The following is a 23,768-nucleotide window of genomic DNA, read 5'->3' as shown; positions in this document are numbered from 1 at the left end:
GAAGGGACGTACATGCCCATGGGTCACACGGCCACGCAGCAGGCCGGCTCCGGCGGCTTGAAAGCGACTGAGCACCGCCTGGCCAATGGCCTGCGCGTGGTGCTCTCCGAGGACCATCTGACCCCGGTCGCCGCGGTCTGTCTGTGGTACGACGTCGGCTCGCGCCATGAGGTCAAGGGGCGCACCGGCCTGGCGCACCTCTTCGAGCACCTGATGTTCCAGGGCTCGGCGCAGGTCACCGGCAACGGCCACTTCGAGCTGGTGCAGGGGGCCGGCGGCTCACTCAACGGCACGACCAGCTTCGAGCGCACCAATTACTTCGAGACCATGCCCGCCCACCAGGTCGAGCTCGCCCTGTGGCTGGAGGCCGACCGGATGGGGTCCCTCCTGACCGCGCTGGACGAGGAGAGCCTGGAGAACCAGCGCGACGTCGTCAAGAACGAGCGCCGCCAGCGGTACGACAACGTCCCGTACGGCACCGCCTTCGAGAAGCTCGTCGCCATGGCGTACCCCGAGGGCCACCCGTACCACCACACCCCGATCGGCTCCATGGCCGACCTGGACGCGGCCTCCCTGGAGGACGCGCGGGAGTTCTTCCGCACCTACTACGCCCCCAACAACGCCGTGCTGTCGATCGTCGGCGACATCGACCCCGAGCAGACGCTCGCCTGGATCGAGAAGTACTTCGGCTCCATCCCCTCCCACGATGGCAAGCGGCCGCCGCGCGACGGCACGCTCGCGGAGGTGATCGGCGGTCAGCTGCGCGAGGTCGTGGAGGAGGAGGTCCCGGCCCGCGCACTGATGGCCGCCTACCGGCTGCCGCACGACGGCACCCGTGAGGCCGACGCCGCCGACCTGGCGCTGACCGTCCTCGGCGGCGGCGAGTCCTCCCGGCTCCACAACCGCCTGGTGCGCCGCGACCGCACCGCCGTGGCCGCCGGGTTCGGCCTGCTGCGGCTGTCGGGCGCCCCCTCGCTGGGCTGGCTGGACGTGAAGACCTCCGGCGGGGTCGAGGTGCCCGCGATCGAGGCCGCCGTCGACGAGGAGCTGGCCCGCTTCGCCGAGGAGGGGCCGACGCCGCAGGAGATGGAGCGCGCCCAGGCGCAGATCGAGCGCGAGTGGCTGGACCGGCTGGCCACGGTCGGCGGCCGGGCCGACGAGCTCTGCCGTTACGCGGTGCTCTTCGGCGACCCGCAGCTGGCGCTGACCGCCGTGGAGCGGGTGCTCGACATCAGCCCCGAGGAGGTGCGGGCCGTGGCCGCGGCGCGGCTGCGCCCCGACAACCGCGCCGTGCTGGTCTACGAGCCCGTCCAGGGCGCCGAGGACGCAGCCGACACCGCCGAAGCCGCCGAGACCGACGCAGAAGGGGAGGCGGCCCAGTGAGCGACGCCGTCACCGCGACCATGACCTTCCACCCGCAGCCCAAGGGCGGCGCCCCCAGGCCGTGGGCGTTCCCGGCCCCCGAGCGCGGTGAGCTGCCCAACGGCCTCACCGTGCTGCGCTGCCACCGCCCCGGTCAGCAGGTCGTCGCCGTCGAGATCAACCTGGAGGCGCCGCTGGACGCCGAGCCGGCCGGGCTCGAAGGCGTCGCCACGATCATGGCGCGCGCCCTGTCGGAGGGCACCGACAAGCACGACGCCGAGGAGTTCGCCGCCGAGCTCGAGCGCTGCGGTGCCACGCTGGACGCCCACGCCGACCACGCCGGCGTCCGCGTCTCCCTGGAGGTCCCGGCCTCCCGGCTGCCCAAGGCGCTCGGTCTGCTGGCCGACGCGCTGCGCGCCCCCGCCTTCCCGGACGGCGAGGTCGAGCGGCTGGTGCGCAACCGGCTGGACGAGATCCCCCATGAGCTGGCCAACCCGGCCCGCCGCGCCTCCATGGCCCTCTCCGCGGAGCTCTTCCCGGCCGAGTCGCGGATGTCCCGGCCGCGTCAGGGCACCCAGGAGACCATCGAGGGCATCGACGCCGCGGCCGTGCGGGCCTTCTACGAGGCGCATCTCCGCCCCTCCACCGCCACCGCCGTCATCGTGGGCGACCTCGGCGGCGTCGACCTGGACCGGGCGCTCGCCGACACCCTCGGTGCCTGGACGGGCGGGGCGGGCGTGCCGCGCACGGCTCCCCCGATCGTCGCGGACGACACCGGCCGTGTGGTGATCGTCGACCGGCCGGGCGCGGTGCAGACCCAGCTGCTCATCGGGCGCGTGGGCGCCGACCGTCACGACCGGGTCTGGCCCGCGCAGGTGCTCGGCACGTACTGCCTGGGCGGCACCCTCACCTCCCGACTCGACCGCGTGCTGCGCGAGGAGAAGGGCTACACCTACGGGGTGCGCGCCTTCGGCCAGGTGCTGCGCTCCGGGCCCCCGTCGCCCGCGGGCGGCTCCTCGGGCGCCTCGATGCTGGCGATCAGCGGCTCGGTGGCCACCGAGGTCACCGGCCCCGCGCTGGACGACCTCTGGAAGGTGCTGCGCACGCTGAAGGAGGAGGGGCTGACCGACGACGAGCGCGATGTCGCGGTGCAGAACCTGGTGGGCGTCGCCCCGCTGAAGTACGAGACGGCGGCGTCCGTCGCGAACACCCTCGCCGACCAGGTCGAGCAGCATCTTCCGGACGACTTCCAGGCGCAGTTGTACGCCCGTCTGGCGGAGACCGGCACGGTCGAGGCCACCGCCGCGGTGGTGAGCGCCTTCCCGGCGGACCGGCTGGTCACGGTGCTGGTCGGGGATGCCTCGGCGATCGAGGAGCCGGTCCGCGCGCTGGGCATCGGCGACGTGCGCGTCATCTCCAACTGAGCCGAGGAGAGTTGGCCGAATTCATGCGCGGAACCGCCGGTCCGGCCGGCTCGCCGACGGTCCGGCAGGCGGTCCGGCAGACGTCCGGTCCATGAGCCGACAGCGGAAGGACCCCGGCCCCGTAAGGGCGCCGGGGTCCTTCCGACTTGCCCGATTTATGGGATTGACTGCTTGTTTGGTTTGTGGGGAGAGCAACAAAAAACCGGAACCGTTTGGTGATCGAAAGCGGGCCCGTTTAGCGTCAGTCCGGCTGTTCGCCAGCGACCCGCCGCACCCGCGGCACCGGACAGTCATCGCCGAGTCCCCGTACGGCGCAAGCCAGGGGAGCCGGGGACCCAACACGTCCCCAGGGGTGAATCGGGCGCCTTCCCCGGCCGGGGGAGGGGTCCGTAGGAGACCTTCCTGCTCCGAACCCGTCAGCTAACCCGGTAGGCGAGAAGGAAGGAAAGGAGTGCGCCTCAGTATGGCGTCCACCCGCACTGCCACCGGGAAGCATCGCCGCACCACCAAGGTCAACATCCGTACGAGTGCGAACGTCGTGGGCATCACGACCGTCGCCTCGGGTGTGGTCGCCGGGATCACCGGACAGGCGTTCGCGGCCGACGGGGGCCCCGATCCCCAGCAGACCGGTCTGACCCAGGCGATCGTGATCGGCGACGGGATCGCGGACCACATCGAGGCCCAGGCGCAGTCCCAGGAGACCGCCGCCGAGCAGGCCGCCGCCAAGGCCAAGGCAGAGGCGATCGCCCGCCAGGAGGCCGCCAGAAAGGCGGAGGCCGCGGCGAAGAAGGCCAAGGCCGAGCGCGAGGCCAAGGAGCGCGCCGCGCGCGAGGCCGAGCGCAAGCGCCTCAACACCTTCGTGTCGCCGATCAGCGGCTCCTACGTCTCCACCGGCTACCAGGCGTCCAGCGGGCTGTGGTCCTCCGGCAGCCACACCGGCATCGACTTCCACGCCTCCACCGGCACCACGGTGCACTCCGTGGGCATGGGCGAGATCGTCGAGGCGGGCTGGGGCGGCTCCTACGGCAACAACGTCGTCATCAAGATGAACGACGGCACGTACACCCAGTACGCCCACCTGTCGTCGATCAGCGTCTCGGTCGGCCAGAAGGTCACCCCGGGCCAGCAGATCGGCCTGTCGGGCGCCACCGGCAACGTCACCGGACCGCATCTGCACTTCGAGGCCCGCACCAGCCCGGACTACGGCTCGGACATGGACCCGCTGTCGTACCTGCGTACGCACGGCGTCAACGTCTGACCCGTCGCGTCCGACGCGAACGCCGCGTGGTCTCACGATCCCGGGATCCCGAGACCCCGTGAGACTTCCGAGAAGGCCCCGTCCGCCGGACGGGGCCTTCGGCGTGCCACCGCCCGCCTGACCAAAAAATAGCCATGAAATGCTTCCCGCCATCGGAAATGGCGTCCGCGTGGAATAGAGTCGTTCAACGCGCATTCCATGGCCGCGTTTCGCGGGCGTTAAGGCGGAGGTTCGACAATGCGGGACCGTAAGTGAGCGGGGATACGAACGCGGTCCAGGGTGGTCGCCGGATTTCGGCACACGCGGTCTGCGCGGCGATTCGCGACGACATCGTCTCCGGCGCGTATCAGCCCGGCAGCCGCCTCACCGAGGAACTGCTCGCCCGGCGCTACGGCGTCTCCCGGGTGCCGGTCCGCGAGGCCCTGCGCACCCTGGAGTCCGAGGGCTTCGTGACGACCCGGCGGCACGCGGGGGCCTGCGTCGCCCAGCCCTCCGAGCGCGAGGCGGCCGATCTGCTGGACATCCGCGCGCTGCTGGAGCCGCTGGGTGCCGCGCGGGCCGCACAGCGCCGCACCGAGGCCCATCTGAAGGTGCTGCGCGGACTGGTCCGGCTCGGCCGGGAACGGGCCCAGGGCGGTCAGCTCGGCGAACTGCGGCCGCTGGGCGACTGGTTCCACGAGACGCTCGCCCAGGCGTCCGGCAGCCCGAGCCTGGCCGCGCTGCTCGTCCAGCTGCGCCGTAAGACCGCGTGGGTGTACGCGGCCGCTCCCGGGCCGCGGCCCGTGCCGCCCGAGGGCGCCGCGCGCCCCGATCCGGCCGGGCGGGCCGTGGAGTCCTGGGCGGAGCACGGCGCGCTGGTGGACGCGGTGGCGCGCGGCGACGCCGACCGCGCGCGGGCGCTCGCCACGGCGCACACCGAGCGCGCGCTGTCGGAATACCGGCTGCGCCGCCCGATTCCGGTGAGGACTTCGAAACATTCCGTCAACACGGCGAGCGGCCGGAATTAACAGAGTTCCCGTATACAACTCCTTGGAGTCCTTGGGAATTCTGTGCGCGAAAACAGAAAAACGGCGGGGCCGCGGTGACTATTAAGGCCACCGCGGCCCCGCCGTGCCGAATCCCTGAAACCACCCGGGAATCACCCCGGAATTCCAGACAGGGCCCTCCCGGGGTCAGACGGTCTCGGGAAGCTCCTCGAGGCCCCCCGCCACCAGCTTCGCCAGACGGTCGAGCGCGACCTCGGCGTCATCCGCGTCGGAAGCGAGGACGACCTCCTCGCCGCCCTGGGCGCCCAGGCCGAGCACGGCCAGCATGGAGGCGGCGTTGACCGGGGTGCCGTCGCCCTTGGCGATCGTGATGGGGACGCCGGCGGCGGTGGCCGCCCGGACGAAGATCGACGCAGGGCGGGCGTGCAGGCCCTCGGCCCAGCCGATGGTGACGCGGCGCTCAGCCATGGTGTTGCCCTTCAGGTGTGACGGTGCTGTTGTCTAGACCAAAATCATACGGTGTCCGGATTCACCCGAACGATGTCCGAGTGAGCCCGGCCATGCCCGGACTGGCCCGATACGGACCTTCCCCCGACACTTGGCCCCGACGCAAGGGTGTCCACCATCCGGACCGGGCGGGCCCGTACCCTGGCTCCCATGCGGAGCCCGTCGGACCATCACGCCTACCCGACCCACTGGGAAGCCGATGTGGTGCTCCGGGACGGCGGTACGGCACAGATCCGTCCCATCACCACCGATGACGCCCAGCGGCTGGTCAGCTTCTACGAGCGGGTCTCGGACGAGTCGAAGTACTACCGCTTCTTCGCGCCCTACCCCCGTCTCTCCGACCGCGATGTCCACCGCTTCACCCACCACGACTACGTCGACCGGGTGGGCCTGGCGGCCATCGTGGGGGATGAGTTCATCGCCACCGTTCGGTATGACCGCATCGACAGCCGGGGGATGCCGGCCGCGGCCCCCGCCGACGAGGCCGAGGTCGCCTTCCTCGTCCAGGACGCCCACCAGGGCCGCGGGGTGGCCTCCGCGCTCCTCGAACACATCGCCGCCGTGGCGCGCGAACGGGGCATCCGGCGGTTCGCCGCCGAGGTGCTGCCCGCCAACAACAAGATGATCAAGGTGTTCACGGACGCGGGTTACACCCAGAAGCGCAGCTTCGAGGACGGGGTCGTCCGCCTCGAGTTCGACCTCGAACCCACCGACCGCTCCCTGGCCGTCATGCGCGCCCGTGAGCAGCGTGCCGAGGCCCGGTCCGTCCAGCGGCTGCTCGCGCCCGGCTCCGTGGCCGTCATCGGCACCAGCCGTACACCCGGCGGCGTCGGCCGCACCGTGCTGCGCAACCTCCTGGACGCCGGTTTCACGGGGCGCGTCCACGCCGTCAACCACGCCTTCCCCGACGACATGACGCGCCTGGAACCCGAGGGCGTCCCGGCCCACCGCTCGCTGCGTGCCATAGAGGAGCCCGTGGACCTGGCCGTCGTCGCCGTCCCCGCCGAGCGGGTGCCCGCCGTCGTGGCCGAATGCGGCGACCACGGCGTCCAGGGGCTCGTCGTGCTCTCCGCCGGATACGCCGAGAGCGGGGGCGAGGGCCGCGACCGGCAGCGGGACCTCGTGCGCCAGGCCCGGTCCTACGGCATGCGCGTCATCGGCCCCAACGCCTTCGGCGTCATCAACACCGCCGACGGCGTCCGGCTGAACGCCTCCCTGTCCCCGCAGCTGCCCAACCCCGGTCGGCTGGGACTGTTCACCCAGTCCGGGGCGATCGGCATCGCGCTGCTGTCCGGGCTGAACCGGCGCGGCGCCGGGCTGGCGAGCCTCGCCGGGATCGCCGGAATATCGACCTTCGTGTCCGCCGGGAACCGCGCCGACGTCTCGGGCAACGACCTGCTCCAGTACTGGTACGACGATCCGCTCACCGACGTCGTCCTGATGTACCTGGAGTCGATCGGCAACCCCCGCAAGTTCACCCGGCTCGCCAGGCGCACCGCGGCCGTCAAGCCCGTGGTCGTCGTCAAGGGCGCCCGCCACACCGGCAGCGCCCCCACCGGCCACGCCGTGCCCACCACCCGGATCCCGGACGCCACCGTCTCCGATCTGCTGCGGCAGGCCGGCGTCATCCGGGTCGACACCGTGACCGAACTCGCCGACACCGGGGTGCTGCTCGCCTCCCAGCCGCTGCCCGCCGGTCCGCGCGTCGCCATCCTCGGCAACTCCGAGTCGCTCGGCCTGATCACCTACGACGCCTGCCTCACCGAGGAACTCCGCCCGCTGCCGCCCCGCGACCTGACCACGGACGCCACCCCGGACGACTTCCGGCGCGCCCTGACCGAGGCCTTCGCCGACGACACCTGCGACGCCGTGGTCGTCACGGCCATCCCGTGGGTCGGCGAAGGCAGCGCTCAGGCCCTCGCCGCGGCCGTAAGGGAGGCGGCGCAGGCTCCCGGGCCCGGTCCGGCCAAACCGGTGGCGGTGGTCCACCTGGAGATCCAGGAGCTCGCGCAGGCCCTGGCCGGCACCGGCGGTGAGCCCGCCCCCGGCACCCGCCGGATCCCCGCCTACCCCGCCGCCGAGCGGGCAGTGCGGGCGCTCGCCGAGGCCGTGCGGTACGCGCGCTGGCGGGAGGAGGCCGCCGAGCCCGGCCGGGTGCCGGAATACGACGACATCGACGAGGCGGGCGCCGCCGCCGACATCCAGGTGCTGCTCGCCCCGGCCGACGGCACGGGCGGCGACGGCCCGGGTGCCGGTACCGGCCATGCCGTGGGCGGCGGGATCGGCGATGGCGTGGGTGGCGGAACCGGCGAAGCCACGAGCGGCGGGGCCTTCGACGGCACGGGCCCCGGCGTCGAGCTGTCCGCCGCCGACACCCAGCGCCTGCTGGCCCGCTACGGCGTCAGCGTGCTGCCCGCCCTCCCCGCGCCCGACCCCGACGCCGCCGTACGGGCCGCCGAGCGGCTCGGCTTCCCGGTCGCGCTCAAGCCCACCGCCTCTCATCTGCGCCACCGCGCCGACCTGGGCGGGGTGCGGCTGGAGCTGGGCAGCGAGACCGAACTGCGCAGGGCCTACGCCGAGTTGACCGACTACCTGGGCCGCCCCGAGGAGCTGGGGCTGGTCGTGCAGCGGATGGCACCGCGCGGCGTGGACACCGTCGTACGGGCCGCCATTGACCCCGCCGCCGGGGCCGTGCTCTCCTTCGGGCTCGCCGGTGCCCCGTCCGAACTGCTCGGCGACACCGCCCACGGCCTCGTCCCCGTCACCGGCCAGGACGCCGCCGAGCTGATCCGGTCCATCCGGACCGCGCCGCTGCTGTTCGGCTGGCGCGGCTCCAAGCCGGTGGACACCGCGGCCCTGGAGGAGCTGCTGCTGAGGGTGTCCCGCCTGGTGGACGACCACCCCGAGATGGTCGCCGTCGACCTCGAGCCCGTCGTCGTCGCCCAGCACGGCCTGTCCGTGCTGGGCGCCTCGGCGCGGCTCGCCCCGCCGCCCCCGCGCACCGACCTCGGCCCCCGCCACATGCCCGCCTACTGAGCCGCCTGCTGAGGCCCCCTGCGGAGTCGTCCTCCGAGTTGTCCGCTGAGTTGTTGTCCGCCGAGTCGTCCGAACCTTGGCGTGCGGTCGTCCGAACCTTGGTGGGAGTCGTCCGAGCCTCGACAGGCACGGGCGCCCGTGTCGGCGTCGCCCCGTAGGATGGTGCACATGGCGAAGACCGGTACGACGACCCAGGGGCTGCGCGCGGCGATCGAGCGCAGTGGCTATTACCCGGCACTCGTGGCCGAGGCGGTGGAGGCCGCCGTGGGCGGCGAGCCCATCGTGTCGTACCTGGTCCACCAGGAGACCACCTTCGATGCCAACGAGGTCCGCCGCCATGTGACGGTCCTCGTCCTCACGGACAACCGCTTCATCGTCAGCCACACCGACGAGCAGGCCGCGGACGGCACCTCCCCGTCGCCGTACGCCACCACCTCCACCGAGTCCGTGAAGCTCCAGCGGATCTCCTCGGTCGTGCTCAGCCGCGTCGTCGCCAACCCCGAGTCGTACACCCCGGGCACGCTGCCCCGCGAGGTCGTGCTGACCATCGGCTGGGGCGCCGTCAGCCGCCTGGACCTGGAGCCCGCCGCCTGCGGCGACCCCAACTGCGAGGCCGACCACGGTTACACCGGCTCCTCCACCGCCGACGACCTCAGCCTGCGCGTCAGCGAGGCCGGGGACGGCCCCGACACCGTCCGTCAGACTCTCGCCTTCGCCCAGGCGCTCTCCGAGGCCACCGCGGCCACCCCGGACACCGGCCGCTGATGTCCGGCCCCGCCACCGGCCCGCTGCCCTCCACCGCCTCCTTCTGGCCCGAGCCCACCCCGCTCGACCCCCGCTCCGCGCCCCTGCCGCGGTACGGCACCGGCTCGCTCGCCGATCTGCTGCCCGCCGTGGCCGCGGGCCAGCAGGTCCCGGGGCTCTCCTCCGATCTCGTGCTCGCCCCCGCCGACCGCGTCTGCGTCTTCCTGGTGGACGGCCTCGGCTGGGAGCTGCTGCGCGCCCACCCCGGCGAGGCGCCCTTTCTGACCTCGCTGCTGCCCAGTTCGCTGAACGGTTCGGGGGAGCCGCTCACCGCCGGTTTCCCGTCCACCACCGCGACCTCGCTCGCCTCGGTGGGCACCGGACTGCCGCCCGGCGCCCACGGCCTGCCCGGCTACACGGTGCGGGACCCGGACACCGGCCAGCTGATGAACCAGCTGCGCTGGCAGCCCTGGACGGAGCCGCACGCCTGGCAGCCGTATCCGACCGTCTTCCAGCTCGCCGACGTCGCGGGCGTGCACACCTGCCAGGTCTCCGCGCCGACCTTCGCCGAGACCCCGCTCACCAAGGTCGCGCTCAGCGGCGGCACCTTCCACGGGCGGCTCACCGGTGAGGAGCGGATGGACCTCGCGGCCGAGCAGCTCGCCGCCGCGGGCCGCTCGCTCGTCTACACGTACTACAGCGAGGTGGACGGCAAAGGGCACCGCTTCGGCGTGGACTCGCCCGAGTGGCGCGAGCAGCTCCGCTATGTCGACGGGCTCGCCCAACGGCTCGCCGAGAGCCTTCCGCCCCGCTCGGCGCTCTATGTCACCGCCGACCACGGCATGATCGACATCCCGTTCGACCCGGAGTCGCGCATCGACTTCGACGAGGACTGGGAGCTGCGCGCGGGCGTCTCGCTGCTGGGCGGCGAGGGCCGCGCCCGCCATGTGTACGCCGTCCCCGGCGCCGCGGGCGATGTGCTGGCCGTCTGGCGTGAGGTGCTGGGGGAGCGGATGTGGGTGGCGGGCCGTGACGAGGCCATCGAGGCGGGCTGGTTCGGCGGGCCCGGCGGCGCCGATGGCGGCGGTAAGGGCGTCGACGACCGGGTGTACGGGCGGATCGGCGACATCGTGGCCGCCGCGCGCGACGACGTCGCGATCGTCGCCTCGCACACCGAGCCGAAGGAGTCCGCCATGGTCGGGCTGCACGGTTCGATGACCCCCCTGGAGCAGCTGGTGCCGCTTCTCGAAGTACGCTCCTGAGCGTCCCCGTTCACGCCCGCCCCGGTCATCCCCGCCCTACGAAAGGCCCCGCCTCCTCATGCCCGAGCTGGTGTTCTTTTCCGGAACGATGGACTGCGGAAAGAGCACCCTCGCTCTGCAGATCCAGCACAACCGCTCGGCGCGCGGGCTCCAGGGGATGATCTACACCCGGGACGACCGGGAGGGCGAGGGCAAGCTCTCCTCGCGGCTCGGGCTGGCCACCAAGGCGATCGAGGTCGCCGACGACCTCGACTTCTACACCCATGTGGTCCAGGCGCTGACCGCCGGGGGCCGGGTCGACTACGTCATAGCCGACGAGGCGCAGTTCCTGACCCCGCCGCAGATCGACCAACTCGCCCGGGTGGTGGACGACCTGGAGGTGGACGTCTTCGCCTTCGGCATCACCACCGACTTCCGCAGCAAGCTCTTCCCCGGCTCCCAGCGCCTGGTGGAGCTCGCCGACCGGGTGGAGGTGTTGCAGGTGGAGGCGTTGTGCTGGTGCGGCGCCCGGGCGACGCACAACGCCCGTACCGTCGGCGGCCAGATGGTCGTCGAGGGCGCCCAGGTGGTCGTGGGCGACGTCAACCGGCCGGGGAGCGAGGTCGGTTACGAGGTGCTGTGCCGACGCCACCACCGGCGCCGGATGACGGCCGCCCGGGCGCGTGCCGCCGCCCTGTCACCGGATGTGCTGCCCGTCGACTGACGGCGTCCTCCCGTGGCCCGGCCCTCCGGCCCCCGGTCCTCCGGCCGTCGCCGTGCTCACGGCCCCGGCTCAGGGTCCCGGCCCCGGCCCGGCGCCCGGCTCATCCCTCCGTGCGCCGTACGACGGTGAAGGCCGCCCCCTCCGGGTCCCGCACCGTGGCCCGATGGCCGCTCGCTCCCCGTGACGGCGGCCGCACCATCTGACCGCCCAGCGCGGTCACCCGGCGCACCGTCTCGTCCACGTCGTCCACCGCGAAGTGGGTCATCCAGTACGGGCCCCGGTCGCGCGGCAGGGCGTCGCCCACGCTCTGGATCGCGCAGACCGGCCGCCCGTCCAGGTGCAGCGTGCGGCAGCCCGGCTCCTCCGGGGCCGCCGGCTCCGCTTGATAGCCGAAGACCATCTTGTAGAACTTCAGCACTCCGGTGCCGTCTCGGGTCAGCAGCTCGTGCCAGACGGGGGTGCCGGGCGCCCCGGGCTCCGCCCCCGCGTACGTGCACTCCTGCCACACCCCGAACACCGCTCCCTCGGGGTCGGCGGCGATCAGCATCCGGCCGGCCTCGTCGGCGTCCAGCGGGCCCACCGCCACGGTGCCGCCGCACGCGCGGATCATCTCGGCGGTCTCATCGGCGTCGTCGGAGGCCAGATAGGTCATCCAGGCCACTGGCAGACGGCGTTCCGGAGGCAGCTCGCTCAACCCGGCGACCGGCCGGCCGCCCTGGACCGCGCGGACATACGCGCCGAGCTGCTGGGGGCCCGGCGTGAACTCCCAGCCGAACAGGGAGTGGTAGAAGTCCTGTGTCGCGGCAAGGCTGTGCACCATCAGACTCGTCCAGCAGGGCGTGCCCGGTGTGCGCCGAGTCGCTGCCTCGGTCATACGTCATTCTCTCCTCGGACCATCGTGGTGGACGTACGGCCCCGGGCCGGTCGGCGGCGCGGGGCGGTCGTGCGGAGGTGCTGATGCGGGGGGCCCGACAGATGTTTGCACCACCTGTGGCACATGGCGCCCTGGCGGAACCGCAATTCGCCGTGCCTCGCAGCGGAATGCCCGAATTATTACCGCACATCCGTTTCGGCTTCATTGCGCTCGGGTGTCACCCAGACGTACACCGGGTGACCGGGTGGTCCAATCGACGCAGAGATACCTACGCAAGGATGATCCCTATGCATGCCATCATCACCGCATCCGATCTCATGAGCGAGCTGGCGGAGGATCATCCTCCGCTCCTGCTCGATGTGCGTTGGCAGCTCGGCGGGCCTCCCGGCCGCCCCGCATACGAGGCGGGGCATCTGCCCGGTGCCGTCTACGTCGACCTCGACACCGAGCTCGCGGGCCCGCCCGGAAAGTCCGGCCGCCACCCCCTGCCCGATCTTTCCGCGTTCGCGGCCGCGATGCGCCGGGCCGGGGTGAGCCAGGACCGGCGCGTGGTGGCGTACGACGGCGGACAGGGGTGGGCCGCGGCGCGCGCGTGGTGGCTGCTGCGCTGGGCGGGCCATCCGTCCGTCCGGGTGCTCGACGGGGGTCTGCCCGCCTGGACGGCGGTCGGCGGCTCGCTGACCACCGAGGTGCCGGACGCACCCGAGGGCGACTTCGCCCCGCGCCCCGGGGCCCTGCCGCTGCTGGAGGCCGACGACGCGGCGGCACTCGCGCGGCGCGGAGTGCTGCTGGACGCGCGTGCGGGCGAGCGCTACCGGGGAGAGGTCGAGCCCATCGACCCCGTCGGCGGCCATATCCCCGGTGCGGTCTCCGCCCCCACGGCGGAGAACGTCACGGACGACGGCCACTTCCTGCCCGCCGAGCGGCTGGCCGAGCGGTTCGCGGCCCTGGGTGCCACCGGGGACGCCGAGGTCGGGGTGTACTGCGGCTCCGGGGTCTCGGCCGCGCACCAGGTGCTGGCGCTGGCGGTCGCGGGCGTTCCGGCGGCCCTGTACGTCGGGTCCTGGAGCGAATGGTCCTCGGACGGCGCCCGTCCGGTGGCCACCGGCCCCGAGCGGGGCTGACCACATCGACGGGCCCTGCCACCGGCGTGCGATGGCAGGGCCCGTCGGCGCGGCGGCGGCCGCTACTCCTGCTTCTTGCGGCGGGTGCCGAAGACGATCTCGTCCCAACTCGGCACCGCGGCCCGGCGGCCCGGGCGGACGCCGTCCGCCTCCGCCTGGCGGTCCGTCGTACCGGTCAGCCGGTCGCGGTGGCCCGCCACCGAGCGCGGCATCAGCACATCCGCGTACGCCGAACCCGCGCTCGCCGCGGAGGCGGGCGGCTCGACGGCCTCCGGCTCCTCGGTCGGCTCGTCCGGCGGCGGGGCCGCCGACGCGACCGGCGCCTCGGGCACGACCATGTCGCCCCGGAAGTTGGGCACGGCCTCCAGCAGGCTGGTGAGCGAGTCCCGCTCACCGAGACCGTCGTCCAGCGAGGCGGACGCGGGTGCCGGGGCGTCGTCGTCGAGGCGCTCGGGCGACGTCCGGTCCCGGTCCCTGTCGCGATCGCGGTCCCTGTCCCGGTCACGGTCGCGCGGCAGCCGGGCGATCCGCGGCACGAACGGGAAGCTCGGCTCGGGCGTGTCGTCGGCCTCGCCGATCAGCGCCCGCGCCTCGTCGTCCACCGCCTGGACCAGCCGCCGGGGCGGGTCGTAGGTCCAGCTCGCCGAGTGCGGCTCACCGGCGACCCGGTAGACCAGCAGCACCTCCCAGGTGCCGTCGTCGCGCCGCCAGGAGTCCCACTGCGTGGTGTCCTTCTCGGCGCCGCGCAGCAACAGCCGCTCCGCGACGGCCTCGCCGAGCTGTGGTCCGGTGTTCTCGCCGGGGCGGCGCACGGGAGTCTTACGGGCGCGCTCGGCCATGAAGGCGCGCTCCGCGAGCACCGGGCCCTCGAAACGCCGCACGCGGTCGACGGGGATGCCCGCCATCTGCGCGACCTCTTCGGCGGTGGCGCCGGCACGTATACGGGCCTGGATGTCACGGGGCCGCAGATGGCTCTCGACCTCGATCTCGATCTGGCCGAGCCGAGCGCGGTCATTGCGCACCGCGGCGCGCAGTCGCTCGTCGATGGGAAGTGTGTACTCCGTGCTGTCCGCAGCCTTGAGCACCAGCCGTGTGCCGTCGTTGCTGACGGCCACGACACGCAGTTCGGGCATGGGGACCTCCCGGGTGGTGCCTGCCGACGTCACGGTTGCGTCGCTGCTCTCCCGCTAGACGAGTGTGGCCTGCCCGGGTGCAGCCTGCCACAACTTTGCCGAGTTGCCCGGGCCGGTTGGTTGCCGCCCTCCGACCCCTCCCGTTGGGTCCGGGCGGCCGGACGGGAAAGCGGGGCCAAGGCTCGCCACAGTACTCCATTCGGGCCGCTCAGGTAGAGCGGCACGCCAGCCGAGTTCATGGCCGGGAGGGGGGCGGCAGCCTGAATCCTTCGGAGTGAGGCCCAATTTGGGTGGCAAGTTTCACAGAAACGACAGAATCGGAACGATCTGCTTCGTTTATCGGTCACTTCTCCCCGCAGGGTGGAACGAATGTCCAAGCGAGGCGGGAGATGCACGGCAAGGCCGACAGCGACGGACAACACAAGAGCGGGCGGATCGAGCTGAGCATGGCCCATGTGGCCGGCAGCGCGCTGGCGGCCGTCGCCGCCGCGGTGCTCGCGTCCAAACTGGGCGTCTACGGGACGATCCTGGGCGCCGGTGTGGTGAGCGTGGTGGCGACCGCGGGCGGCACCGTCTTCCAGCATCTGTTCCGGCGCACCGGTGAGCAGATCAAGGAAGTACGGGTCCAGACGCGGCCGACCGGGCGCCGGCGGTACGGCGGCCCCGCCGGTCCCGCCGAGCCGGTCGCACCTCCGTCGGCCCCGGCCCCCGGCGAATACGGCGAGCCGACCACGCACGGCGCCCGTCCGCGCGTCCGGCGGCGCCACGCCGTAGGGGCGGCCGCCGTCTTCGTCGTCGCCATGAGCGTGATCACGGGGATCGAGATGTTCTCCGGCGGCCCGGTGTCCAACGTCTGGGGGGAGAACCGGACCGGAACCACCGTCAGCGACAGCGTCAGCGGCTCCTCGGGGTCGAAGTCCACCCCCGGCCCCTCGCGCCGCGACCCCACCGCCCCGGCGCACGGCCCCGGCTCCTCCCGGGGCGGCGACGAGGCGCCGTCCCCGGGCACCTCCCGCGAGGGCGGCGCGGCCGACGCCTCGGCCGCGCCGACGCCCGACGCGTCCGGATCGTCCGGCTCCGGCAAGGGCTCCGGCGACGGCTCCGGCCAGGACGGCGGCACCGGCGGCGCGACCGCGCCCGGCACCTCCGCGCCCGCCACCCCGGGCCCCTCCCGGACCCCGTCCGGCGGTGCCACGGAGGGCGGAACGGATGCTTCCGGCGAGGCCACGCCCACGCCCGGCGCCACCGGCGCGCCGTGACGCGTCAGTCGCCCGACGGGTCGTGAGGCGTCAGTCGCCGAGCACCCGCCGCAGATAGTCGTTGGTGAACAGCCGGTCCGGATCCAGCCGGTCGCGCACCGCCGCGAACTCGCCGAACCGGGGATAGACCCCGGCCAGATAGGCGGCGTCGCGGCTGTGCAGCTTGCCCCAGTGCGGACGCCCGCCGTGCGCGATCATGATCTGCTCCGCGGCCGTGAAGTACGCCCGGTGCGGGGTGCCCCGGTACAGATGGACGGCGATGTACGCGGTCTCGCGCCCGGAGGCGGTGGACAGCGGGATGTCGTCGGCGGGCGCGGTGCGCACCTCCACCGGGAAGCTGACCCGCAGTCCGGACCGCTCGACGGTCGCCTTGAGCTCGCGCAGCACGGTGACCGCGGCCTCGCGCGGCACCGCGTACTCCATCTCCAGGAACCGCACTCGGCGCGGAGAGGTGAAGACTTTGTAAGGGATGTCCGTGTAGGTCCGGGCGGACAGGGCGCGGCTGGAGATCTTGGCGATTCCGGGGATGGTGGCGGGGACCGCCCGGCCCACCGAACAGGCCACCTGGAAGATGCCGTTGGACAGCAGTTCGTCGTCCACCCAGCCGCTGACCCGGCCCACCGGGGCCGCGGGGCCGGTGCTGCGGTTGTTGCGCTTGGTATTGCAGTTGCCGGTGTGCGGGAACCAGTAGAACTCGAAGTGCTCGTTCTCGGCCACGAGCTGTTCGAAATCGGCCATCACGCGGTCGAAGGGCATGGGCTCCTCGCGCGCCGAGAGCAGGAACTCCGGTTCCACCCCGAAGGTGATCTCGCTGACCACGCCGAGCGCGCCGAGCCCGATCCGGGCCGCCGCGAAGATCTCCGGGTTCTCCTCCGCCGAGCAGCGCAGCACCGAACCGTCCGCCGTCACCAGCTCCAGGCCCTTGATCTGGGCGGCGATCGAGGCGCTGTCCCGGCCGGTGCCATGGGTTCCGGTGGAGGTCGCCCCGGCCACCGTCTGCTCCATGATGTCGCCCATGTTGACCAGCGACAGCCCATGGGCCGACAGCGTCTCGTTGAGCTGTCGGAGAGAGGTGCCGGCCGCGACGGTCACGGTCCCCGCCTCGCGGTCGAGCCCGCGTACCCCCGCCATCCGGTCGGGGCGTATCAGCAGCCCGTCGGTGGCGGCCGCGGTGGTGAAGGAGTGCCCGGTGCCCACCGCCTTCACCTTCAGCCCCTCCGCAGTCGCCCGGCGCACCACCTCGGCCAACTCCTGCGTGGACGACGGGGCGACGATCCGCGTCGGGCGGGCCATCACGTTCCCCGCCCAGTTACGCCACACGCTGCTCCGTACGGTCTTCACGGTCCTGACGGCCATCCGCACCCGACCCCTCCCGCTGTGGCGCCGGCCGGAGCCGGCGGTACCCGAGGAACGCCACCGCGGCCGCGAGCGCCCCGGCCACGGCCGGCACCGCGTACCCCGCCCGGGCGCCGGCCGCGTCCACCACCCATCCGGCGGCCGACGAGCCGAGCGCCACCCCGACCGCGAGCCCGGTGCTCACCCAGGTCATCCCCTCGGTCAGATGCGCGCGTGGTACGTGCCGTTCGACTAGGGCCATGGTGGTGACCATCGTGGGTGCGATGGCCAGGCCCGCGACGAAGAGCGCCACGGCCAGGAACGGCAGGTTCCCGACCAGTTGGAGCGGGATCATACTCACGGCGATCGCACAAATACCCCACAACCAACGACGGGACACCGGACCGCTCAGCCGCAGCACCCCGAAGACCGCGCCCGCGAGGCAGGAGCCCGCCGCGTACACCGCCAGGACCAGACTGGCCGCGCCCTTGTGGCCCTCGTCCTCGGCGAAGGCCACCGTCACCACGTCGATCGCCCCGAATATCGCGCCGGTCGCCATGAAGGTGGCCACCAGCACCTGGAGCCCGCGCGAGCGCAGCGCCGAACCGCCCGCGTGGTGCCCGCGCGGATGCGGTACGGGCTCGGTGGCCCGCTGCGCGGTCAGCGAGAAGACCCCGGCCGCCAGGAAGCAGGCGGCCAGCAGCGGGCCCGCCTCCGGGAACCAGGAGGTGGACAGCCCGATCGAGATGACCGGCCCGACGATGAAGCAGATCTCGTCGACGATGGACTCCCACGCGTACGCGGCGTGCAGCTCGCGCGGGGAGTCCTGGTAGATGGCCGCCCAGCGGGCCCGCACCATGGAGCCCACACTGGGCACACAGCCGGACGCGGCGGCGAAGACGAACAGCGTCCAGTCCGGCCAGCCCCGGTGTGCGCTCAGCAGCAGCCCGCAGACGGCGGCGAGCGCCATGAGGGTCGCCGGGCGCAGCACCCGGCGCTGGCCGTGCCGGTCGACCAGCCGGGAGATCTGCGGGCCGATGACGGCGGCGGAGAGCGCCAGCGTGGCCGACAGGGCGCCCGCGAGCCCGTACCGGCCGGTGAGTTCGGAGACCATGGTGACCACGCCGATGCCCGCCATGGACAGCGGCATCCGCCCGAGGAAGCCGGCCGCGGAGAACCCCTTGGCGCCGGGGGCGGCGAAGATCGCGCGGTAGGGGCTGGCACTGGGCAAGGCAGTCTCCGCCGTGAGCAGGGTAAGGATCGTCGAGCGCTGATACAGATTACGGGCCCGTCCCCGGTTCGCGCAGGGCCGTTTCCCGCCCGTCAGCGGCGGGTGGCAGGATCGGGAGCATGCCGGATCAGTCAGTACAGCCTGCCCCCGACCCCTATGACGCACTGCTGTTGCTCTCCTTCGGCGGTCCGGAGGGCCCCGATGACGTCGTGCCGTTCCTGGAGAACGTCACGCGCGGGCGGGGCATCCCCCGCGAGCGGCTGAAGGAGGTCGGCCGGCACTACTTCCTCTTCGGCGGGGTCAGCCCGATCAACGCGCAGAACCGCGAGCTGCTGCACGCGCTGCGCAAGGACTTCGCCGAGCACCGCCTGGACCTGCCGGTCTACTGGGGCAATCGCAACTGGGCGCCGTATCTGACCGACACCCTGCGCGAGATGACCGTCGACGGCCACCGCCGGATCCTGGTACTGGCCACCAGCGCCTACGCCTCGTACTCGGGCTGCCGGCAGTACCGCGAGAATCTGGCGGAGGCCCTGGCCGCCCTGGAGGGCGAGGGCCTGCCGCTGCCGCGCGTGGACAAGCTGCGGCACTACTTCAACCACCCCGGCTTCGTGCGGCCCATGGTGGACACCACGCTGGCCGCCCTCGCGGAGCTGCCCGAGGACCGGCGGGCCGGGGCCCACCTCGCCTTCACCACCCACTCCATCCCGACCGCCGCCGCCGACACCTCGGGCCCGGTGGAGGCGCACACCGAGGACGGGGAGGGCGGTGCGTACGTCGCCCAGCACCTCGATGTCGCCCGGCTGATCGCGGACGCGGTGCGCGAGGAGACCGGCGCCCCGCACCCCTGGCGGCTGGTCTACCAGTCGCGCAGCGGCGCCCCGCACATCCCCTGGCTGGAGCCGGACATCTGCGATCACCTCGAGGAGCTGCACGGCGAGGGCGCGCCCGCCGTCGTCATGGTCCCGATCGGCTTCGTCTCGGACCATATGGAGGTCAAGTACGACCTCGACACCGAGGCCACGGCCAAGGCCGCCGAGCTGGGTCTGCCGGTCTCCCGCGCCTCGACCGTCGGCGCCGATCCGCGGTTCGCCGCGTGCGTGCGCGATCTGGTGCTGGAGCGCGCGGCCACCGAGCGCTTCGCCGAGGGCCGGGCTGCGGCCGCCCCGGAGCGCTGCGCCCTGGGCGCCCTCGGCCCGAGCCATGAGGTGTGTCCGGTGGGCTGCTGCCCGGCCCGGTCGCCGCGCCCCGCCGCGGCGGGCGCCGACTGACCGCGCCCGCCCTCACGGCCCGGCTCCGGCCGACCGCGCCCGCCCTCACGCCGAGGGCTCCGGCCGACCGCGCCCGCCGTCCCGGCCCGCCACCGCCGCTCGCCCCTCCGGGCAATCCGCTAAGGAGCACGATGACCGACCCGCTCATGACCGAACTCCTCGAGACGGCGCTGGAGGCCGCCCGCGGCGCGGCGGACCTGCTGCGCGACGGCCGCCCGGCCGATCTCGGGGTGGCGGCCACCAAGACCAGCCCGATCGACGTCGTCACCGAGATGGACATCGCCGCCGAGAAGCTGATCACCGATCTCCTCGCGCGCCGCCGCCCGCGGGACGGAGTGCTGGGGGAGGAGGGCTCCAGCAGCGCGGGCAGCAGCGGGGTGCGCTGGGTGATCGACCCGCTCGACGGCACCGTGAACTACCTCTACGGCCTGCCGTCGTGGGCGGTCAGCATCGCCGCCGAGAAGGACGGCGAGGCGGTCGTCGGGGTGGTGATCGCCCCGGTGCGCGGCGAGACCTTCCACGCGGTCCTGGGCCAGGGCGCCTGGCGGAACGGGGAGCAGGTGCACTGCCGCCCCGCGGCCCCCCTCGAGGAGTCGCTGATCGGCACCGGCTTCGGGTATGTGCGCGAGCGCCGCATCGGGCAGGCCAGGGTGCTGGGCGGGGTGCTGCCGCGGGTGCGGGACATCCGGCGCGGCGGATCGGCCGCCATCGACCTGTGCGACGTGGCCTGCGGCCGGCTCAACGGCTACTACGAGCGCGGGCTCAACCCCTGGGACTTCGCGGCCGGTGCGCTCATAGCGCGCGAGGCGGGCGCGCTCACCGGAGGGCGGCCGGGCGTCCCGGCCTCCACCGAGCTGACCGTCGCTGCCGCGCCCGGCCTTTTCGAGCCGCTGCGGGGGCTTCTGGACGACCTGGGCGCCTGGCACGACTGAATCCCGCCCCAGGCCCGTCCACACACCAGGAAGCGCCCCGGAGTCACGAGGACACCGGAGCGCTTCGGCGTGGTTACCGGATGTTTTCTGGATCACCATCCGGCGGTGATTGGGAATCGGTCACACGGTCACATGGAATCCGGATCTGGATCGGGTCCGGAATCCACAAGGGATCAAGCGAACGAGGCGCTTACTTCGACGCCGTGCTCGGCGGCGAGGCGACGGAGGTCTTCCAGCTCCGACTGCTCCACGTCCACAAGAAAGTCGTCGCCCGTCTCACGGGCGCGAATGAGATCGGACTTGGTGTTCTCTATGCGCTGCAGAATGCCTGCGGTGAACGCGTCCATGTGCGCCCCCTCGTCGTGGGTCGGTGGCACGGGGGTGTGCCGACGGCGGGTTGATCACGTGAATGGCCCCTGCCGACGGCAATGCCAGCCAGATATGCCGGGGACAGGGCGTGATCGCGGGTGTGCAGTCGTCCTCCCCACCCCGTCTTCGGGGGAAACCTCCGGACCCGAAAGAAATCTGAATTCGGTGTTCCGGTCGCCGCGGAACCCTCCGTCGCGGCCATGATCCGCGCTCGGGGTCCCGCGGCGACCCTCTTACCGCCGGTTTATGAGACTTCGAGGCAGGATGGAGGCGCCGAACACCCATCGAGTTCGGCGAGATCATCCCGCCCACTGCGGCAATCAAGGAAGGACCAACGACGTGCGCGTACTCGTCGTCGAGGACGAGCAGCTGCTCGCCGATGCGGTGGCCACCGGACTGCGCCGGGAGGCCATGGCCGTCGACGTCGTGTATGACGGAGCCGCCGCCCTGGAGCGGATCGCCGTCAACGACTATGACGTCGTCGTCCTCGACCGGGACCTGCCCCTCGTGCACGGTGACGACGTCTGCCGCAAGATCGTCGAACTCGGCATCCCCACCCGTGTGCTGATGCTCACCGCGTCCGGCGACGTCAGCGACCGCGTGGAGGGCCTGGAGATCGGCGCGGACGACTATCTGCCCAAGCCCTTCGCCTTCAGCGAACTGATCGCGCGCGTCCGGGCGCTCGGCCGCCGGACGACCGTGGCCCTGCCGCCCGTCCTGGAGCGCGCCGGGATCAAGCTGGACCCCAACCGCCGCGAGGTGTTCCGGGACGGCAAGGAGATCCAGCTGGCGCCGAAGGAGTTCGCGGTGCTGGAGGTGCTCCTGCGCAGCGAGGGGGCCGTGGTCTCCGCTGAGCAGCTGCTGGAGAAGGCCTGGGACGAGAACACCGACCCGTTCACCAACGTGGTGCGGGTGACCGTGATGACCCTGCGCCGCAAGCTGGGCGAGCCCGCGGTGATCGTCACCGTCCCCGGCTCGGGTTACCGGATCTGATCGGGCATGGCGACCACTCCGACCCCGCTGCCGCCGACGGCGCCGCCCAAGCCCAGCTGGGACCCGCAGGCCGGCTCGCGCCCCAACCCCTGGCTGCGCCCCACGATCCGGATACGGCTCACCCTGCTGTACGGCGGGATGTTCCTGATCGCCGGGGTGGTGCTGCTGACGATCATCTACCTGCTGGCCGCCCAGGCCCTGCACGTCGGCAACGAGCTGCCGTTCAAGCTGGTCGGCGGCAGTGTCCAGCCGACCAACAACACCTGCCCCGAGATCATCGGCCAGAGCAGCCCCGACCAGTTCAACGCGGTCCTGAACACCTGTATGAAGGAGCAGCGCCAGCTGGCCCTCGACGGGCTGCTCCGCCGCTCCCTGATAGCCCTCCTGGGCCTGTCCGTGATCGCCTTCGCCTTCGGCTACGCGATGGCCGGGCGGGTGCTCTCGCCGCTCGGCCGGATCACCCGGACCGCGCGCCAGGTGGCGGGCTCGGACCTGTCCCGCCGGATCGAGCTGGACGGCCCGGACGACGAGCTCAAGGAGCTCGCCGACACCTTCGACGAGATGCTGGAGCGCCTGGACCGGGCGTTCACCGCCCAGCAGCGGTTCGTCGCCAACGCCTCGCACGAGCTGCGCACGCCGCTGGCGATCAACCGCACCCTGCTGGAGGTGCAGCTCTCGGACCCGCAGGCGTCCCCGGAGCTGACCCAGCTGGGCAAGACCCTGCTGGCCACCAACGAGCGCAGCGAGCAGCTGGTGGAGGGTCTGCTGCTGCTGGCCCGCAGCGACAACGAGATCGTCGACCGCAAGCCGGTGGACCTCGCCGAGGTGGCCTCCCAGGCGCTGGAGCAGGTGCGGGCGGAGGCGGAGGACAAGGGCGTGGAGCTGCGCGGGCAGCGCGCCCCCGCGGTGGTCCAGGGCAACGGGGTGCTGCTGGAGCGGATCGCCCTGAACCTGGTCCAGAACGCGGTGCGGTACAACGTGGCCCGGGACGGCTGGGTGGAGGTCACCACCGAGAGCCGGCAGGGCCAGGCCGTGCTGGTGGTCGCGAACACCGGCCCGGTGGTCCCCGCCTACGAGATGGACAACATCTTCGAGCCCTTCCGCAGGCTCCGTACGGAGCGCACCGGCAGCGACAAGGGCGTCGGCCTCGGGCTGTCGATCGCGCGCTCGGTGGCGCGCGCCCACGGCGGCCGCATCGCGGCGGAGCCGCGTGAGGGAGGTGGCCTGGTGATGCGGGTGGTGCTGCCGGTGTGACGCCGGAGAGCGCGCGGCCAGGGCTCCGCCGGGATATGTTCGCTTTGGGCGGAATTTTCGGGATCCGCCCACCCGAGGTAGGGTGTGGGATCGATCACATGGACGATTTTCCAGCCATATACTCTGTGTGATCGTCACGGTTGACGGAAAGCCGGGAAAATCCGGGTTTTCAGGGGCCGTGATCACGGGAAGTACACGTCATGGCGCATGTGAGTGCGACATTCGGACCGTGTACGGTCCCGATGGCCATCCAACCCGATCACCTCTTCAGGGGTGCGGTTGGGTGTCGATTGAGTAACAGACCTTGATGTGAGGCAAAATCTCCGCCTCGGGTCGGGCACAAGTCCGGCCTCTCACGCGTTACGTGCGCTGGAGACACCACAGACACCCAGAGGGGGAGACAGACATGGCAACGGATTACGACACCCCACGCAAGACCGACGATGACGTCAACGAGGACAGCATCGAGGAACTGAAGGCCCGGCGGAACGACAAGTCCGCGTCCACCGTCGACGTGGATGAGTTCGAGCAGGCCGAGGGCCTGGAGCTACCCGGTGCGGACCTCTCCAACGAGGAGTTGTCCGTCCGGGTCCTGCCCCGCCAGGCCGACGAGTTCACCTGCATGAGCTGCTTCCTCGTGCACCACCGCAGCCAGCTGGCCGCCGAGACCAAGAACGGCCAGCCGATCTGCCGCGACTGCGCGGCCTGAGC

At 72.4% G+C, this 23,768-nt stretch carries 21 protein-coding genes and 1 riboswitch; of the genes, 15 read left to right on the top strand and 6 right to left on the bottom strand.

The window, feature by feature from the left end:
- Window positions 1-12 precede the first annotated feature (12 nt).
- The 4 genes from ACMTAK_RS15490 (at window position 13) to ACMTAK_RS15475 (ending at window position 5,051) form a co-directional block, all read left to right on the top strand.
- Window positions 13-1,383, top strand: coding sequence for a M16 family metallopeptidase (locus tag ACMTAK_RS15490; protein ID WP_413806784.1), 1,371 nt, complete (start codon window positions 13-15; stop codon window positions 1,381-1,383).
- Window positions 1,384-1,403: 20 nt separating this feature from the next.
- A complete protein-coding gene (locus tag ACMTAK_RS15485) occupies window positions 1,404-2,786 on the top strand; it encodes a M16 family metallopeptidase (RefSeq protein WP_413812900.1) in 1,383 nt (460 codons plus the stop codon).
- A gap of 284 nt (window positions 2,787-3,070) precedes the next feature.
- A riboswitch (cyclic di-AMP (ydaO/yuaA leader) is annotated at window positions 3,071-3,235 on the top strand.
- Window positions 3,236-3,249: 14 nt separating this feature from the next.
- A complete protein-coding gene (locus tag ACMTAK_RS15480; RefSeq protein ID WP_413806783.1) occupies window positions 3,250-4,044 on the top strand; it encodes a M23 family metallopeptidase in 795 nt (264 codons plus the stop codon).
- Window positions 4,045-4,295: 251 nt separating this feature from the next.
- The gene (locus ACMTAK_RS15475; protein ID WP_413806782.1) at window positions 4,296-5,051 is read left to right on the top strand and encodes a GntR family transcriptional regulator; all 756 of its coding nucleotides are present in this window, start codon (window positions 4,296-4,298) and stop codon (window positions 5,049-5,051) included.
- A 165-nt stretch (window positions 5,052-5,216) separates the two neighbouring features.
- Here ACMTAK_RS15475 and ACMTAK_RS15470 read toward each other — a convergent pair whose 3' ends face one another.
- Complete coding sequence (locus ACMTAK_RS15470) at window positions 5,217-5,498, bottom strand: HPr family phosphocarrier protein (protein ID WP_413806781.1); 282 nt, start codon at window positions 5,496-5,498, stop codon at window positions 5,217-5,219.
- Window positions 5,499-5,687: 189 nt separating this feature from the next.
- Here ACMTAK_RS15470 and ACMTAK_RS15465 point away from each other — a divergent pair, with 189 nt between their 5' ends.
- The 4 genes from ACMTAK_RS15465 to ACMTAK_RS15450 all read left to right on the top strand — a co-directional run bounded on the left by ACMTAK_RS15465 (window position 5,688) and on the right by ACMTAK_RS15450 (window position 11,282).
- Complete coding sequence (locus ACMTAK_RS15465; protein ID WP_413806780.1) at window positions 5,688-8,573, top strand: bifunctional acetate--CoA ligase family protein/GNAT family N-acetyltransferase; 2,886 nt, start codon at window positions 5,688-5,690, stop codon at window positions 8,571-8,573.
- 168 nt (window positions 8,574-8,741) lie between these two features.
- The gene (locus ACMTAK_RS15460) at window positions 8,742-9,338 is read left to right on the top strand and encodes a DUF5998 family protein (RefSeq protein ID WP_020867961.1); all 597 of its coding nucleotides are present in this window, start codon (window positions 8,742-8,744) and stop codon (window positions 9,336-9,338) included.
- Window positions 9,338-10,579 carry an alkaline phosphatase family protein gene (locus tag ACMTAK_RS15455; RefSeq protein ID WP_413806779.1) on the top strand — a complete coding sequence of 414 codons (1,242 nt, stop codon included), beginning with the start codon at window positions 9,338-9,340 and terminating at the stop codon, window positions 10,577-10,579. The genes ACMTAK_RS15460 and ACMTAK_RS15455 overlap by 1 nt, the downstream gene beginning before the upstream one ends.
- 58 nt (window positions 10,580-10,637) lie before the next feature.
- On the top strand, window positions 10,638-11,282 hold the full coding sequence (locus ACMTAK_RS15450; RefSeq protein ID WP_413806778.1) for a thymidine kinase: 645 nt from the start codon (window positions 10,638-10,640) through the stop codon (window positions 11,280-11,282).
- 100 nt (window positions 11,283-11,382) lie between these two features.
- On the opposite strand, the gene ACMTAK_RS15445 is transcribed toward ACMTAK_RS15450, so the two are convergent.
- The gene (locus tag ACMTAK_RS15445) at window positions 11,383-12,156 is read right to left on the bottom strand and encodes a VOC family protein (protein ID WP_413806777.1); all 774 of its coding nucleotides are present in this window, start codon (window positions 12,154-12,156) and stop codon (window positions 11,383-11,385) included.
- A gap of 287 nt (window positions 12,157-12,443) precedes the next feature.
- Between ACMTAK_RS15445 and ACMTAK_RS15440 the strand changes: the two genes are divergently transcribed.
- Window positions 12,444-13,280 (top strand): sulfurtransferase, encoded by an 837-nt coding sequence (locus ACMTAK_RS15440; protein WP_413806776.1) that lies wholly within the window; start codon window positions 12,444-12,446, stop codon window positions 13,278-13,280.
- Window positions 13,281-13,342: 62 nt separating this feature from the next.
- On the opposite strand, the gene sepH is transcribed toward ACMTAK_RS15440, so the two are convergent.
- Window positions 13,343-14,446 carry a septation protein SepH gene (sepH, locus tag ACMTAK_RS15435; RefSeq protein ID WP_413806775.1) on the bottom strand — a complete coding sequence of 368 codons (1,104 nt, stop codon included), beginning with the start codon at window positions 14,444-14,446 and terminating at the stop codon, window positions 13,343-13,345.
- A gap of 356 nt (window positions 14,447-14,802) precedes the next feature.
- On the opposite strand from sepH, the gene ACMTAK_RS15430 reads away from it, so the two are divergent.
- The gene (locus ACMTAK_RS15430) at window positions 14,803-15,672 is read left to right on the top strand and encodes a hypothetical protein (RefSeq protein ID WP_413806774.1); all 870 of its coding nucleotides are present in this window, start codon (window positions 14,803-14,805) and stop codon (window positions 15,670-15,672) included.
- A gap of 30 nt (window positions 15,673-15,702) precedes the next feature.
- Here the strand turns inward: ACMTAK_RS15430 and ACMTAK_RS15425 are convergent, their stop codons facing one another.
- Both ACMTAK_RS15425 and ACMTAK_RS15420 read right to left on the bottom strand, forming a co-directional pair.
- Window positions 15,703-17,028: a D-arabinono-1,4-lactone oxidase gene (locus tag ACMTAK_RS15425; protein WP_413806773.1), complete on the bottom strand. Its 1,326-nt coding sequence runs from the start codon at window positions 17,026-17,028 to the stop codon at window positions 15,703-15,705.
- Window positions 16,982-18,238: an MFS transporter gene (locus tag ACMTAK_RS15420; protein WP_413806772.1), complete on the bottom strand. Its 1,257-nt coding sequence runs from the start codon at window positions 18,236-18,238 to the stop codon at window positions 16,982-16,984. The genes ACMTAK_RS15425 and ACMTAK_RS15420 overlap by 47 nt, the downstream gene beginning before the upstream one ends.
- Window positions 18,239-18,357: 119 nt before the next feature.
- Between ACMTAK_RS15420 and ACMTAK_RS15415 the strand changes: the two genes are divergently transcribed.
- Window positions 18,358-19,509: a ferrochelatase gene (locus ACMTAK_RS15415; protein ID WP_413806771.1), complete on the top strand. Its 1,152-nt coding sequence runs from the start codon at window positions 18,358-18,360 to the stop codon at window positions 19,507-19,509.
- Window positions 19,510-19,640: 131 nt separating this feature from the next.
- On the top strand, window positions 19,641-20,441 hold the full coding sequence (locus ACMTAK_RS15410) for an inositol monophosphatase family protein (protein WP_413806770.1): 801 nt from the start codon (window positions 19,641-19,643) through the stop codon (window positions 20,439-20,441).
- 173 nt (window positions 20,442-20,614) lie between these two features.
- Here ACMTAK_RS15410 and ACMTAK_RS15405 read toward each other — a convergent pair whose 3' ends face one another.
- Window positions 20,615-20,788 carry a hypothetical protein gene (locus ACMTAK_RS15405; protein ID WP_020867951.1) on the bottom strand — a complete coding sequence of 58 codons (174 nt, stop codon included), beginning with the start codon at window positions 20,786-20,788 and terminating at the stop codon, window positions 20,615-20,617.
- A 361-nt stretch (window positions 20,789-21,149) separates the two neighbouring features.
- Here ACMTAK_RS15405 and ACMTAK_RS15400 point away from each other — a divergent pair, with 361 nt between their 5' ends.
- From ACMTAK_RS15400 to ACMTAK_RS15390, 3 genes are all read left to right on the top strand, one after another.
- Window positions 21,150-21,803 carry a response regulator transcription factor gene (locus ACMTAK_RS15400; RefSeq protein ID WP_020867950.1) on the top strand — a complete coding sequence of 218 codons (654 nt, stop codon included), beginning with the start codon at window positions 21,150-21,152 and terminating at the stop codon, window positions 21,801-21,803.
- 6 nt (window positions 21,804-21,809) lie between these two features.
- Complete coding sequence (locus tag ACMTAK_RS15395) at window positions 21,810-23,057, top strand: sensor histidine kinase (RefSeq protein WP_201852693.1); 1,248 nt, start codon at window positions 21,810-21,812, stop codon at window positions 23,055-23,057.
- Window positions 23,058-23,463: 406 nt separating this feature from the next.
- The gene (locus ACMTAK_RS15390; protein ID WP_009714537.1) at window positions 23,464-23,766 is read left to right on the top strand and encodes a DUF4193 domain-containing protein; all 303 of its coding nucleotides are present in this window, start codon (window positions 23,464-23,466) and stop codon (window positions 23,764-23,766) included.
- The last annotated feature ends 2 nt before the right edge of the window (window positions 23,767-23,768 follow it).

The organism is Streptomyces lacaronensis (assembly GCF_047337785.1).
Lineage (GTDB): Bacteria > Actinomycetota > Actinomycetes > Streptomycetales > Streptomycetaceae > Streptomyces > Streptomyces lycopersici.
Note: the sequence above shows the minus strand (reverse complement) of the source record. Positions and strands in the feature narration are given on the sequence as shown.